The 14,676-nt window shown below is 42.8% G+C and carries 16 protein-coding genes; 15 read left to right on the top strand and 1 reads right to left on the bottom strand.

What is annotated here, in order from left to right; all coding sequences use genetic code 11:
- The first annotated feature begins 31 nt into the window (after positions 1-31).
- From ABIS22_02570 to ABIS22_02500, 15 genes are all read left to right on the top strand, one after another.
- A complete protein-coding gene (locus ABIS22_02570; GenBank protein ID MEO7740775.1) occupies positions 32-673 on the top strand; it encodes a pentapeptide repeat-containing protein in 642 nt (213 codons plus the stop codon).
- Between the two features lie 169 nt (positions 674-842).
- A complete protein-coding gene (locus tag ABIS22_02565; protein MEO7740774.1) occupies positions 843-1,109 on the top strand; it encodes a hypothetical protein in 267 nt (88 codons plus the stop codon).
- A complete protein-coding gene (locus ABIS22_02560) occupies positions 1,102-1,266 on the top strand; it encodes a hypothetical protein (protein MEO7740773.1) in 165 nt (54 codons plus the stop codon). The genes ABIS22_02565 and ABIS22_02560 overlap by 8 nt, the downstream gene beginning before the upstream one ends.
- Positions 1,263-2,498 carry a hypothetical protein gene (locus tag ABIS22_02555; protein ID MEO7740772.1) on the top strand — a complete coding sequence of 412 codons (1,236 nt, stop codon included), beginning with the start codon at positions 1,263-1,265 and terminating at the stop codon, positions 2,496-2,498. The genes ABIS22_02560 and ABIS22_02555 overlap by 4 nt, the downstream gene beginning before the upstream one ends.
- A 19-nt stretch (positions 2,499-2,517) precedes the next feature.
- Positions 2,518-2,694, top strand: coding sequence for a hypothetical protein (locus ABIS22_02550; protein ID MEO7740771.1), 177 nt, complete (start codon positions 2,518-2,520; stop codon positions 2,692-2,694).
- Positions 2,691-3,536, top strand: coding sequence for a tRNA lysidine(34) synthetase TilS (tilS, locus tag ABIS22_02545; GenBank protein ID MEO7740770.1), 846 nt, complete (start codon positions 2,691-2,693; stop codon positions 3,534-3,536). Before ABIS22_02550 ends, tilS begins: the two co-directional genes overlap by 4 nt.
- Positions 3,537-3,604: 68 nt before the next feature.
- Positions 3,605-5,485, top strand: a complete 1,881-nt coding sequence (gene ftsH / locus ABIS22_02540) for an ATP-dependent zinc metalloprotease FtsH (GenBank protein MEO7740769.1) — start codon at positions 3,605-3,607, stop codon at positions 5,483-5,485.
- Between the two features lie 12 nt (positions 5,486-5,497).
- Positions 5,498-7,120, top strand: a complete 1,623-nt coding sequence (locus ABIS22_02535; GenBank protein ID MEO7740768.1) for a lipid II flippase MurJ — start codon at positions 5,498-5,500, stop codon at positions 7,118-7,120.
- A gap of 35 nt (positions 7,121-7,155) precedes the next feature.
- On the top strand, positions 7,156-8,934 hold the full coding sequence (gene lepA / locus ABIS22_02530) for a translation elongation factor 4 (protein MEO7740767.1): 1,779 nt from the start codon (positions 7,156-7,158) through the stop codon (positions 8,932-8,934).
- A gap of 27 nt (positions 8,935-8,961) precedes the next feature.
- A complete protein-coding gene (locus ABIS22_02525) occupies positions 8,962-9,678 on the top strand; it encodes a hypothetical protein (GenBank protein MEO7740766.1) in 717 nt (238 codons plus the stop codon).
- 41 nt (positions 9,679-9,719) lie between these two features.
- The gene (locus ABIS22_02520) at positions 9,720-10,430 is read left to right on the top strand and encodes a transcriptional regulator (GenBank protein ID MEO7740765.1); all 711 of its coding nucleotides are present in this window, start codon (positions 9,720-9,722) and stop codon (positions 10,428-10,430) included.
- Positions 10,430-10,894, top strand: coding sequence for a nucleotide exchange factor GrpE (locus tag ABIS22_02515; GenBank protein ID MEO7740764.1), 465 nt, complete (start codon positions 10,430-10,432; stop codon positions 10,892-10,894). Before ABIS22_02520 ends, ABIS22_02515 begins: the two co-directional genes overlap by 1 nt.
- A gap of 153 nt (positions 10,895-11,047) precedes the next feature.
- Positions 11,048-12,946, top strand: a complete 1,899-nt coding sequence (gene dnaK, locus ABIS22_02510) for a molecular chaperone DnaK (protein MEO7740763.1) — start codon at positions 11,048-11,050, stop codon at positions 12,944-12,946.
- A gap of 3 nt (positions 12,947-12,949) precedes the next feature.
- Complete coding sequence (locus ABIS22_02505) at positions 12,950-13,669, top strand: hypothetical protein (GenBank protein MEO7740762.1); 720 nt, start codon at positions 12,950-12,952, stop codon at positions 13,667-13,669.
- Positions 13,670-13,699: 30 nt separating this feature from the next.
- A complete protein-coding gene (locus ABIS22_02500; protein MEO7740761.1) occupies positions 13,700-14,284 on the top strand; it encodes a metal-dependent hydrolase in 585 nt (194 codons plus the stop codon).
- Position 14,285: 1 nt separating this feature from the next.
- Here the strand turns inward: ABIS22_02500 and ABIS22_02495 are convergent, their stop codons facing one another.
- Entirely contained in the window at positions 14,286-14,666 is a 381-nt protein-coding gene (locus ABIS22_02495; protein MEO7740760.1) for an FKBP-type peptidyl-prolyl cis-trans isomerase, read from the bottom strand.
- Positions 14,667-14,676 lie beyond the last annotated feature (10 nt).

The following is a 14,676-nucleotide window of genomic DNA, read 5'->3' as shown; positions in this document are numbered from 1 at the left end:
CAGAAAACAAACTGTCTGTATACTTACTACTATGAAGGTTGCAAGTCCAATGATTCCTACCAGTTTAAGCATGTATTCTTTGAATGATTTTGTCAGTGAAGGCTCGCTTGAATCGGCTCAGGTTATTGACCAGGAGGCGGATAAGTTAACGATTGCAGCAGCAGATTTAAACGGTGTAACAATAGAGAAGTGTCGACTTGGAGGAGCTCAACTCCCACGGTTAAGCGCAAGGGACGCCCTACTTAGTAAATCAGATTTTTCAGGTAGTATAATGACCCAGGCTAGCTTTAACAGGGTCATATTAAGCGACTGTCGGATGAGTGGTCTTGATTTTAGTAACGCACAGCTACACGATGTTGTATTTAAAGGTTGTAAGCTTGATATGGTGAATTTTCGTTTTGCTGATCTTCGGCGAGTAAAATTTGTCGATTGCCAACTTGTAGAAGCAGATTTCCTCAGTGGCGTGCTACACGACGTGACGTTTGAATCATGTCAACTCGAGGCGACAGTATTTGAAAAGGCTACATGTAAAAGTGTCGATTTACGCACATCAGAGTTGATCAATATTGTTGGCTGGCCATCTCTAAAAGGCGCAACAATCGACGGTGCACAGTTGAGCATGGTGGCACCAAGTCTTGCTTACGCACTGGGGCTTACAGTTAACAACGGATAGTTGTATAATAAAGATACTTCCCCGCGACACACACTGGTCTCAGTGAGACAAAGCGTCCCTCGCGAACGGATCATTCAATTGTCTTCGGATTTTTAGCTAGAAACGGGCAGAAAAGACGGGCAATACAATCAATATCGTTTCTCAATAACTAATTTTGAGGATTTTTGATATGAATGATGAAACTTTTTTAAATGAGCGAATAGAGGTAATAACAGTATTTGGCGAAGGTCTAAACCCCTGTCGACCCATAAGATTTAGGCGTCCGAGTGGACGGGAAGTCGAGATTACTGAAATAGGTCTTAGACACCCAAGCGTTAAGGGGCATCGTACCGTCCATATGTTTGACGTCACAGACGGCGGTGCTGACTATCGCATAGAACTAGACAGTGAACGTCTTACTTGGCATCTTACGATGGAGGCCGATCACTATGTATAAAACGAATAAGAAGCCGATAGTCACTCAATTGCCAAGTCGCCCGCTGCGCCAACCACTCCGTCGTCTTTTTCTTGCACGCACAGCCCTATCGATCATAAACATGAAACGTCCTGTTTTTAAGAATGATAGCTGGTACTCATGGGAGGATATTGTATGAACAATAACTATAATTCAGCTCGTCCATTAATTATGCACATTGACCTCAATAGTTGTTTTGCGACTGTTGAGCAACAGGCCAGGCCAATGCTACGTGGCAAACCAGTTGTAATTGTTAATCGTCGGACGGAGCACACAATGATCGTAACGGCTAGCTATGAGGCAAAGGCTCTAGGTATAACGCTAGGCATGAGCGTGAAAGAGGCGAGAAAGCTTGCTCCAGATGTCGTCGCACTTGAAAGCGATCCTGCAAAGTATCGATATGTATATCACAGGCTAACAGCTATCATGCAAGACTATTCAGCGCATGTTCGTATGAAAAGCATTGATGAGGGGGTGATTGATTTTACCGAAGCAACTGAAGCAGTATGCGGTCGTGATCTTGTTGATATTGGTCATGAGATTAAACAACGACTTCGAGATGAGGTTGGGTGCGCTATGCGCTGTAACGTTGGGATTTCAACAAACCGTTTTCTTGCAAAGACCGCTGCAGGCCTTCATAAGCCCGATGGCTTGGACGTGATAGATTCTCAAAATTTACGCCAGGTACTTGGCACTTTAAAACTAACCGATCTAACTGGAATCGCCCATAGGAACGAGCACCGTCTTAATGCCGTCGGAATTTATACGCCGTTAGATTTTTTAGATACAAGCGCTGAGACACTTCATACGATGGTTTTTAAGAGTGTTTGTGGAGAAGAGTGGCACCAACGTTTGCGGGGCTGGGAAGTTGATAAACGTGATTTTCCACTGAAGAGTGCTGGGCGACAGTATGTTTTAGAAGGCTATCGCCTGCCTTACTTCACCGTGTTAAAGCGGCTACATCATCTATGTGAAGATGTTGGTGTGAAGGTCCGTTCGCAAGGACTGGTGGCCAGGGGTATCGATGTCTACGTTCGGACTTATGACCATGGGTCATGGCATGCTAAGCATATGTCAAGCATGCCATTTTTTAGCAACCAAGCCATATACACTCATGCTAGACGGCTTTTCGAAACTGCGCCAGAAGGTATTAAGATGATTTCAGTCACATGTTACGAACTGAGCAACGCAGCATCAGATTCTCAACTAAGTATTTTTGGTGATGAGCTAGCACGTGAGCGTAATGTCACCAATGCAGTAGACGAGATTAACGAACGGTATGGTACTCGTGTTGTTCATTCAGCCGATACGCTTGGAACAGGAGACTTTGTAAAGCAAAAGATTCCTTTTGGTAGCACACGCTACCTATAGTTCGGTATATACTAAAACTATGAACAAAAAAGTCATTTTATTCTTTGCAACTATCTTCGGTATTGCCGGAGCTTATTTACCTGTGCTCTTTGGCGATAACGACATGCTAAGTGGGTGGAGTATTTTATGGAGTACGGTTGGCGGTATCTTCGGTATTTGGGTAGGAGTTATCGTCTCGAAACGATGGGGTGAATGAAAACAGTAATTGTTGCAGTGAGTGGTGGTGTTGATTCAGTAGTATTACTTGATGTGTTGGTAAAAAAAACGAATCTTACGCTTATTGTGGCCCACTTTGATCATGGCATTCGTGACGATTCAGCTGAGGATGCTGAGTTTGTAAGAATGTTAGCAGAGCAACATGGGCTAAAGTTTGAAACAAGGCGAGAAGAATTAGGCTCAGATGTGAGTGAAGAGGTTGCACGTAAGCGCCGATATCATTTTTTGCATGAACTTGCAGATACGTATAAAGCGTCTATCGCTACCGCCCATCATGGTGATGATGTGATCGAGACTATGGCGATCAATGTGTCTCGGGGTACGGGATGGAGGGGAATTGCCATCTTGGATTCAGCTATCACTCGGCCACTTTTGGATGTTACAAAGCAGGACATTATTCTTTATGCGAAAAGAAATAACCTAAAGTGGCGCGAGGATTCAACGAATATCGATGAAAAGTATCTACGAAATAAAATTCGTGGAAGTATTCGAAAGTCGATGGATGAAGATACGAAAAGGCAACTATGGGCACTATGGAAGACGCAGTGTTTCATTAAACAGCAAATTAGTGAAGAGCTAAAAGTCTTTATTCAGCCAGATGCTACCTATGATCGCTACACCTTAACTTATGTGGATAATGTTGCCGCGGAAGAGTTACTGAGGGCGTTTATTGTAGATAGGACGAAGCAAAGTCCGACGCGGCCACAGGTAAAGAGAGCACTTCTGGCAATAAAAACCGCTAAGCAGGGTACTTTTTATGAACTTGGCGGTGGCGTCCGGCTACGATTTACACGCTCAACTTTTATTGTTGAAACCCTTTAAAACTGATATTATAGTAGGAGTGGGATTTTCTTATATGATAGCGGATAACAAAGGATACTAATTTTTATATGGCAACACAACAAAAACCACCTGGAAAAAAAATGAACAATATTGTTCGACTCAGTTTATTCTGGGCAATATTAGTGTTTGCAGTACTTGGGCTTATTGCAATAACTACACCAACAGATAGCTTAAAAGATACTGCAATTTCTGATGTTATCTCTGGTGCAAATTCTGGAAATATTACCAAGATCGAAGGTAACGGTAATGATCTTAAGGTAACTGTTAAGGGGCAAGATAAGCCAACTGAAAAATCATATGTTCAGGGAGGTGTCGGCACACTTCTTAAAGATAATGTTCTATCGAAAGAAGCAAAATCAATTGTATCTGACAGTCCTCCGTCTGAGACTGGCCAGACACTTTGGAATCTTGCGATCATTATTGTACCAGTTCTCTTGATTGCAGGTTTCTTCATGTTCATGATGCGTCAGGCACAAGGACAGAATAACCAAGCTATGGGCTTTGGCAAGTCTAAAGCAAAGCTATATGGTATTGATAAAGAAAAAGTTGTTTTTGCAGACATTGCTGGAAATGATTCTGCCAAACAAGATCTAGAGGAAGTTGTTGATTTCCTAAAACACCCGAAAAAATATGAATTACTTGGTGCTAAGATTCCAAAAGGCGTACTGCTTGTAGGTAATCCAGGTACAGGTAAGACGATGCTAGCACGTGCAGTCGCTGGTGAGGCTAACGTACCATTCTTTAGTATTTCTGGTTCAGAATTTGTTGAAATGTTCGTCGGAGTTGGCGCATCTCGTGTACGAGATTTATTCGCTAAGGCTAAGAAGAACTCTCCAGCCATTATCTTTATTGATGAAATTGATGCAGTTGGTCGTAAGCGTGGTTCAGGTATGGGCGGTGGTCATGATGAGCGTGAGCAAACGCTTAACCAGATTCTTGTCGAAATGGATGGTTTTGAAACGGGCACAAACGTTATTGTACTTGCCGCAACTAACCGTGCTGATGTGCTCGATCCAGCACTTCTCCGACCAGGCCGCTTCGACCGTCGCACGAACATCATGCTTCCTGAGAGACATGATCGTGAAGCAATCTTGAAAGTTCATTTTAAGAAAAAACCAGCTGACGACTCAGTTGATATTGGTGCGCTTGCTGCAAAAACAGCCGGTTCGTCAGGTGCTGATCTTGCAAACATAGCAAATGAAGCAGCAATCATCGCTGCGCGTCGCAATGCTAAGAAAATTAGCAATGCTGATTTAACTGAAGCATTTGAAAAAGTTGCGATTGGCCCTGAACGTAAGACAAAGATTATGAATGAAGCTGAGAAAAGAATGACTGCTTATCATGAAGCAGGCCACGCGATTGTTGGCCACGTCCTACCTGACAGCGATCCAGTTCATAAGGTAACGATTATCCCACGTGGAGCAACGGGTGGTGTTACATGGTTCCTTCCGCCAGAAGACAAGAGCTACACGAATGTGTATGAGTTTAAAGATATTCTCGCACGTGCAATGGGTGGTCGTGTCGCTGAAAAGATTATGTATGGCGCAGACGGCATAACGACGGGCGCTGGATCAGATCTTCGTAAAGCTACAGAAATTGCCCGCGATATGATCATTGAACAGGGTATGGGTACTAAATTGCGTGATCAGGTTTTCCATGACGATAATGGCGGCATGGTCTTTGATAAGATGACTCATGAACGTCCATATAGTGACGACACTGCAAAAGAAATTGACAAAGAAGTTGAACAGCTTATCAAAGAAGCAAGTAAACGAGCTGAGTCTGTCATTCTTCATAACCGAGCAAGCCTTGATAAACTTGCAGCTGCTCTTATTGAAGAGGAGACGCTTGAAGAAAAAGCAGTTAGCAAGCTTCTAGAGGATACTACTCTACCTGCAGATGCCACATTACACGCAGCCGCTGCGTAGAAAATAAATCATATGGGTCGAGTACGAAGCGCTGTTGCGCAGGCAAACAAACAACTTACTGTTCAGGTAGCTGCAGTCCTACTTGCTAGCTCCACACTACTAGCAAGTGGTCTCGGGTTATTCCGAGACCGTATGCTTAATGGTATGTACTACGATACATATAAGACAGGCATTGACGCCTATACTGTAGCTTTTTCAATCCCTGATTTCATGTTCTTCCTGCTCGTCTCAGGTGCGCTAAGTGTTACGTTCATTCCAGTTTTTAATCAACGACTTGGGTCGGGTAATAAAAAATCAGCCTGGGAACTCTCAACTAGTATGATCAATTTCATGGCACTCATAACACTTATTGCAAGTGTTTTAATCATTATTTTTGCAGAACCATTAGTGCGCTATGTTGTTAGCCCGGGCCTTGACGAGGCTAGCCGCGGACTCGCTGTTAGCATGATGCGAGTTATTGCAGTAAACCCATTCTTATTTGCCGTTGCAACGGTAATAGCTAGTATGCAGCAAGCTGTGGGGCGGTTCACCTTTTATGCTCTGGCCCCGACTATTTATAATATAGGTATTATCATTGGTACTGTTTTCTTCACAAAAGGTATCAATATTTTTGGGTGGCAAGTTTTTGACGGCGGAATTATGGGCGTCGCACTTGGAGTTGTTTTAGGTTCGATACTGCAACTCATCGTTAGTTCCATAGGTCTGCTCGGGCTTGGCTTTGACTACCAGTTTAAGATTTTCTGGAAAAACAAAGGATTTCGTAAGGTTCTAACGTTGCTTCCTGCTCGTTCACTTGATCAAGGTGCAGACTATGTAAATAGCTTAGTTGAAACGAACCTAGCATCACGTATGATCGAAGGAACGGTCCGTGCTTACCAGCAAGCGACAACTCTTCATATGGTGCCGATCAACCTTATCGGCGTTGCAATCAGTACGGCAGCATTTCCAAAAATGACAGAACGACTTTCTCAGGGCCGGCCAGATTTGTTCAAAAATGAGCTACAGACGGTTCTCCGTGTTATTATTTGGCTCGCAATGCCTGTTGCTGTCATTGCTTATTTTACCCGTGGATATTTAGTTAACTTCATCAAAAACGGTGGAGATTCACTCATGGCAGGGCTACTTGGGGCACTTGTTGTAGCAATTTTGTTTCGCTCAATTTATCACATTGCCGCACGAAGCTTTTATGCACAGCAAGATACAAAGACGCCACTTTATATATCAGTTTTTGCGATTTCACTTAACATTATTTTAGCTGTTTGGTTTACGACGCAACTCCACATGGGCGCGTATGGTTTAGCTTGGGCTCAATCGATCGTAGCGTTTCTCGAGGTAGTGGTTTTGTTTTCTGTTATGTCACGCCGTATTAAGGGACTTTTTGACATCGTATTCGTCCACGCAGTAGCGCGTATGGCAAGTGCAACTGGCTTTATGGCAATTGTTACATATATTACCGTTCTTCTATTTCAGCTTGGTGCCGATGATCAGAGTTTCCTTGCAACATTCCCTAAATTTTCCGTCATTGTCGTCGTGAGTTTTTCTGCATACGTTTTCTTTAGTAGGTTATTAAAACTTCATGAGGCAACTCCAGTTATCACGCGCGTACGCTCTATCTTGTTCAACAGAGCTCGCTAATACCCCTCAAACCTGTTATAATCTACCTCTAGACTATGGACCAACAACAGATTAGAAATTTTTGTATTATTGCTCATATCGATCATGGAAAATCTACTTTAGCTGATCGAATGATGGAACTCACAGGCACGGTTCTTAAGCGTGATATGAAGTCACAGCTACTCGATAGTATGGACCTTGAACGAGAAAAAGGTATCACTATCAAATTAGCGCCAGTGCGCATGAGTCATAAGGGCTATGACCTTAATCTCATTGATACACCTGGCCATGTTGATTTCAGTTACGAAGTTAGTCGGTCCCTTGAGGCATGTGAAGGAGCAGTTTTGGTCGTTGACGCAAGTCAAGGTATTCAAGCTCAAACGCTCGCAAATGTCTATCTCGCACTAGCTGCAGATCTAACTATCATTCCAGTCTTAAATAAAATTGATCTGCCTGCAGCCGATGTGCCTCGTGTTTCTGCTGAAATTATTAATTTACTAGGATGTACTGACGACGACATTTTAAAGATAAGTGCAAAAACAGGACAAGGTGTCATAGAGGTGCTTGACGCGGTTGTTGAAAAAGTTCAGCCACCACACGGTGTTGCAGATGCGGCAACGCGAGCGCTTATTTTCGACAGTTACTACGATGATTACCGAGGAGTCATTTTGTATGTTCGTGTAGTTGATGGAAGCATCAAAAAAAGTGACGCAATACACATGCTCGCAACCTCTGCGGGCGGTATCGCTCTCGAAGTAGGTAGTCTTAGTCCTTCAATGAAGCCAAGCCCTGATATTGGAACTGGTGAAATTGGCTATATTGTCACTAACCTAAAAACGACTCGGGACGCGCGAGTAGGCGATACCGTTACTATCAAACGTAATCAGGCCGTGGATATGTTGCCAGGCTACCAAGATGTTAAGCCATTTGTATATGCGGGTTTTTTTCCGGTTAGTAACGATGAGTATCAAGAGCTAAAAGATGCAGTAGAAAAACTAAGCCTTAGTGACTCTGCTCTGCAATTTGAACCAGAGAATTCTCCAGTACTAGGTTTTGGCGTAAGAATTGGCTTCCTGGGCCTTCTTCATATGGATATCGTTCGTGAAAGACTGGAGCGTGAATATAATTTAGATCTTGTTGTCACAAATCCGTCGACAGACTACCAAGTATTTATGAGCGATGGAACACAACTGGATATTAAAAGTGCCAGTGATCTGCCCGATGTTTCGAAAATCAAAGAGATTCGTGAGCCATGGATTAAAGGTGAAATTATTGTTCCAAAGGAATATATCGGTGCGGTTATTCAACTTGTTATTAATAAACGAGGTCTACAGAAAAATCTTAGTTATATAGATGAGCGTGCGCTCATTAGCTTCGAAGCGCCGCTCGCAAACTTACTAACAGACTTCTATGACCAGCTCAAATCCGTTACGAGTGGGTATGGTAGTTTTAATTATGAGCTCGATACGTATCTTACGGAAGACCTTGTACGGGTTGATTTTTACGTTGCTGGTAACATTGTCGATGCACTCTCTGTCATGGCGCATCGCAGTGAATCACAGCGACTCGGTCGTGAGGTTGTCGATAAGTTGAAAGACGTCATACCACGTCAAAACTTCCAGGTAGCACTTCAGGCCGCAATTGGAGGTAAGTTTATTGCCAGGGCTGATCTCTCGGCATATCGTAAAGATGTTACGACTGGACTATATGGTGGTGATGTTACTCGTAAGAAAAAAGTACTCGCAAAGCAAGCAAAAGGCAAAAAACGCATGAAACGCTTCGGTAAAGTAGATATTCCTTCGGAAGCATTTACTGTCATGCTAAAACGAGATTAACACCCAACGATAATGCTATAATTGAGTATGAATTTAGACCAACTTCACATCAATTACCAACCAGATTTATCCGCCATTGAGTTTATGAAGCAGAGTAAGATCTCCTTGCTTGTTGGTATTTCTGGTGCAGGCAAAGATACTATTCAGTCACTACTTCTGAATAATCCTGATTATCATCGTATTATTACACACACGACCAGACATCCTCGAGAAAATAATGGGGTACTTGAAAAGAGCGGTCGTGAATACCATTTCGTGAGCGAGGATGAAATGTGTGAGCTACTCCTATCTCATCGAATGATTGAAATAAATAAGTTTGGTCCAAATTATTACGGGACAAGCATTGATGAATTTTACCGAGCAAGTCAAATGAATAAAATTGCACTTGGTGACATTGACATCAATGGTATCGACGTATTTCGTGAATTCGTTGGTGATGCAGTAAGAGCGATTTTTATTGTCCCACCTGACTTTGAGACATGGCATCATCGTTTTGGCTTACGCTATACATCACCTGAAGAGCTCAACCAAGTGCTACCTGCACGTCTGAGTACTGCGTCAACTGAACTTGCCTATGCATTATCTGTGCCGTACTACCACTTTATAATCAATGATGATTTAGAACGTGCTGTTGGTGTAGTGGACGACATTGCGCATCGGCCAGATATGTTTGTACGTCAAGATGATGAAGCACGTATTGTCGCTCGTAACCTGCTTGATCAGATCCTAGAACATAGTCGTTAGCACTCATTGACGTCAAGTGCCAATATCGCTACAATGGAGACATGACTGAAAGACAAGCACAAATCCTGGGTGCAATTATAGAACAGTATGCAGAAATCGCTGTCCCTGTCGGTAGTGTGATACTAGCGAAGTTGTTTGGTGTATCTAGCGCTACTATTCGCTCTGAGATGGCACGACTTGAAGATATGGGCCTTATTGCCCAACCTCACACAAGTGCTGGGCGAATCCCAACAGATACTGGCTACCGAATGTATGTAAATTCACTTACAGAACTTCATGCAAATGAAGTACCAAAACAACTCGATCGTAGTGCGAGAACGATTGAGGCGAGAGTACAGACTCACGGCGACAGAGCAGATAGAGCGATTCGTAGTGCTGTCGATAGTTTAGTTGATTTAACACAAAATCTTGGCCTTGCAACAATTGGCGACGAACTCTATATGAGCGGCATGGGTAATCTTTTTTCGCAGCCAGAATTTATGAATGGTGTAAATACACAGGCCGTTGCGCGATTACTCGATAACCTCGAGCCATGGTTGCGAGAGGCTGCGCCGAATGAGCCTTTAAACGTATACATTGGTGCTGAAAATCCAATTGGCAAAACGAGCGGAGCCACACTTATAATCAGTCGGTTCCGTTCACCGTATAGCGACCATAGCTACATTGGGGTTCTTGGCCCAACTCGTCAAAGTTATGGTAAAGTAATGCGTCTTGTCCGTCACGCAGGTGCAATGCTAGAGGAGGTATTATAATGGCAAAAAGTAAGAAGCAGGAAGAACTTGAGCAACAACTTGCTGAATTAACGGGTGATTTACAGAGGACTCGAGCTGATTTTGAGAATTATCGAAAACGTGTTGAGATTGAAAAAACAATCGCCAGAGAAGCTGGCCAGTCATCGGCAATCTTAAAACTACTTCCTGTTGTCGATAATATTGAACGTGCGATTACGTATACCCCAGATGAAATAAAAGATAATAAATGGGTGCAGTCTATCGCCGGTCTTGTAAAGAATCTTGAGAAATCACTTGAGAGTCTGAACTTGAAACGAATTGATGCAAATCCAGGAAGTGACTTTGATCCTGATCTTCACGAAGCTATTCAATTTGATGATGAAGCAGCGGGTGATAAAGAGGTTATTGCTGAAGAACTACAGGCTGGTTATACGCTTAGCGGTCGACCAATCCGCCATGCAATGGTCAAAGTAACGAAAAAATAACAAGCATTTACATCATAAGATATTGTAGAATTGGCACTCTTGACATTAGAGTGCCAATTCTATTACAATAAATATATTGGCAATCTACATGCTAGAGTGCTAAAATGAATGATAGACATAGAACAATATTTGAAACAAAAGGAGAGCTAGAATATGGGAAAAATTATTGGTATCGATCTCGGTACAACAAACAGTGCAGTTGCATACATGGTTGCAGGTAAGCCAGAGGTTATTGCTAATGCTGAAGGCAATCGTACGACACCAAGTGTTGTGGCTATCAATAAAAAAGGTGATCGATTAGTCGGTCAGGTTGCACAGCGCCAACGAGTCACAAACGCTAAAGATACTATTTATGGAGTCAAGCGTTTGATCGGTCGTAAGTTTGGCGATGAAGAAGTTCAGAAAGACCATGATATTATGCCTTTTGCTATCGTCAAAAAAGGCGATGGTGTAGCCGTTACCCTAGGCGGTAAAGACTACAGTCCAGAAGAAGTATCAGCTATGATACTTTCTAAGATTAAAGCAGATGCTGAAGCTTTTCTTGGCGAAAAAGTCACCGAAGCGGTTATTACCGTTCCTGCGTACTTCGATGACTCGCAACGACAAGCAACAAAAGATGCTGGTAAAATTGCTGGGCTTGAAGTTAAACGTATTATTAATGAACCAACCGCTGCGGCACTTGCATACGGCCTTGAAAGCAAAAAAGACGAAAAAATTGCTGTATTTGATCTCGGTGGTGGTACGTTCGATGTTTCTATCTTGGAGCTCGGCGATGGTGTATTTGAGGTCCGCTCAACTAACGGCGACACGCACCTAGGTGGTGAAGATTTTGATAACCGTATAGTGAATCACTTCCTTGATGTCTTTAAACAAGAATCGGGTATTGATCTTAAGTCAGACAAAGCAGCTATGCAGCGTCTAAAAGATGAAGCCGAAAAAGCTAAAAAAGAACTTTCAAGCACACCTGAGTATGAGATTAATCTTCCATTCATTACGGCTGATGCTGATGGTCCAAAGCATTTCGAGTACAAACTAACTCGGAGCAAATTAGAAGACCTCGTCAAAGATTTAATTGATGGTGTTGCTGGTCCTGTAGAAAAAGCGCTAAAAGACGCTGGATTGAAGGCAAGTGATATTGATGAAGTAATTTTAGTTGGTGGTATGACACGCATGCCAGCAGTTGTCGAAAAAGTAAAATCTATTTTTGGTAAAGACCCGCTCAAGGGCGTGAACCCTGACGAAGTTGTAGCAATTGGTGCTGCTATCCAAGGCGGTGTACTTGCTGGTGATGTTAAAGACGTGCTTCTCCTCGATGTGACACCTCTATCACTCGGTATTGAAACAATGGGTGGTGTAACGACGAAGCTCATAGACCGTAATAGTACGATTCCAACAAGCAAGTCTGAGACATTCTCTACTGCAGCTGACAACCAACCTCAAGTTGAGATTCATGTGCTACAAGGTGAACGTGAGATGGCAAGTGACAACAAATCACTCGGTCGTTTCATTCTCGATGGTATCGCACCTGCACCACGAGGAGTTCCTCAGGTTGAAGTTACCTTTAACCTTGATGCTAACGGTATTTTGAATGTTACAGCTAAAGACAAGGGAACCGGCAAAGAGAACTCAGTAACTATCCAGGATAGTGGCAACATGAGTAAAGAAGATATTGAGAAGGCTCAAAAAGAAGCCGAAGCTCATGCTGATGAGGATAAGAAAAAGCGTGAAGCTATAGATGCACGTAACACACTTGAAAACTCCATTTATCAAGCAGAAAAGATGCCAGATGAATATAAAGACAAAATTTCTGAAGATGATGTGAAAGTTATCAAAGATGCTGTCGAAGAAGCCAAAAAGCACAAAGATTCTGAAGACAAAGAAGAGCTAGAGTCTGCCGGTAAAGCACTTAATGATGCTATCATGCCGATTGGTGCAAAGATGTATGAAGCTGCTAGCAAGGCAACTGAGGCCGAATCAGAAAAAGATGAAAAAAAATCTGATAAAAATGAGCCGGTAGAAGGTGAAGTTGTTGACGAGAAAAAAGAAAAATAGATCATGAGCGACGTGGAGAAAAATGCAGGAGTGAGAGCACTCTTTAATGCTGATCTCCACAAGAAGACTCCAGATTGGGCACCACGTCAAGATTGGCAAGTGGTGCCCACTGAAATTATTCATATTCGTCGTCAAGGTGACGAATATCCGGAATTGACATTTGAAGACTGGGTCGAGTGTATTGAAGGCGAGAATGGTGCTGCAATTGAAATCTTACTTGATGATCAAGATCATAGGTCACGTCTTGGTACGGCACCTGGCTCACGTGATGCACATCATGCCTGGCAGGGTGGATACGTTGAGCATGTTCGTCAGACGATGTTTTTTGCTGCCCAGAACTTTCTTTTTATGCAACAGTCAGGAGTTCTTAGTTCCCTTCCTGATGAGGAACAATTTGATTTGAGCGATGCACTCACTGTTATGTTCCTGCATGATATTGAGAAGCCATTCATGTATCGAATTGATAATGATGGTCTTATAGAGACTACAACCGACATGAGTAAGGATGAACGCAAAACGTTCCGTCAAAGCATTATTGACACATATGGATTTGTCATCACTCCAACAATGTACAACGCACTACAATTCGTGGAAGGAGTTCGTGACTCAGCCTATATTCCAGGTAAGAGAGCCGACGAGCCACTTGCTGCACTCTGCCATGCTGCAGATAACCTTAGTGCACGCGCATATTATACGTATCGTGGAAAAAACGAATCTAAGTAAACATAATTATTATTTGTTATAGTAGGCACTGTGAAGGCTCGTACTCATGATCTTGCAGCTATAACCGCTCTAACGGGAGTGGTTCTTATCATGCCTACAGCACCGACTGTTACACTAGCTACTGCGATTGTGGCAGTGTTTGCTAATCAGCTTGGTGGTATTGCGCCTGATATCGATCAACCAACGGCACCATTTTGGCGTAATCTACCTATTGGTGGAGTAATTGGTCGTGTAATTGCAAAGATGTTAGGAGGCCACCGATTTATCACCCACTCAATCCTAGGGCTCATTTTACTTGGTTTTTTGTCACATCTATTACTCACGGTAATTCAGCCAATAATCCCACATGTTCAAATTGAATTTGTGTGGTGGGCATTTATGATTGGCGCTGTGTCACATTTAATTATGGACACCTTTACCAAAGAGGGAGTTCCATGGCTTCTTCCAATACCGGTAAAATTTGGTATTTTGCCTGTCAAAAGATTACGCATTACAACAGGTAAGGCCGTTGAGAACTTTGCTGTAGTTCCAATCTTATTCATTATTTTCGCTAGTCTTTGCGTAGTGAAGTATAGCGATTTACTCGCAATTATTCATCAGCATGTCGTAGGCTAGTTTAATTTTGCGGTATAGCAACAAGTTCTATGTCAAAGACGAGATCACTATTTGGCGGGATACTTGAGCTTGCACGAGCTGAACCATATGCCTGTACTGCAGGAATAATAAGTCGGCGTACACCACCTACTTTCATACCGGGTACTCCATCGGTCCATCCTTTAATAACTTGGTTTAGCCCGAAAGTGATTGCATCTCCAAAATCATGGCTACTTTGGAAAATGACACCAGTTTTACATAGCGCACCCGTGTAGTGTGCGGTGATCGTTGCATTTGGATTAACTTCTTCACCATCACCAACTTTTGTATCAATAATTTCAAGATTAGTAACACTATCTCTCGTTTGAAAATCTGCTAACTGTGTTCCTTCGTATTTTGTCATATATCTATTA

Source organism: Candidatus Saccharimonadales bacterium, assembly GCA_039928925.1.
Taxonomy (GTDB): Bacteria; Patescibacteriota; Saccharimonadia; order Saccharimonadales; family Saccharimonadaceae; genus UBA6022.
The sequence above is the reverse complement of the archived record's forward strand: the minus strand, read 5'-3'. Positions and strand labels throughout refer to the sequence as shown.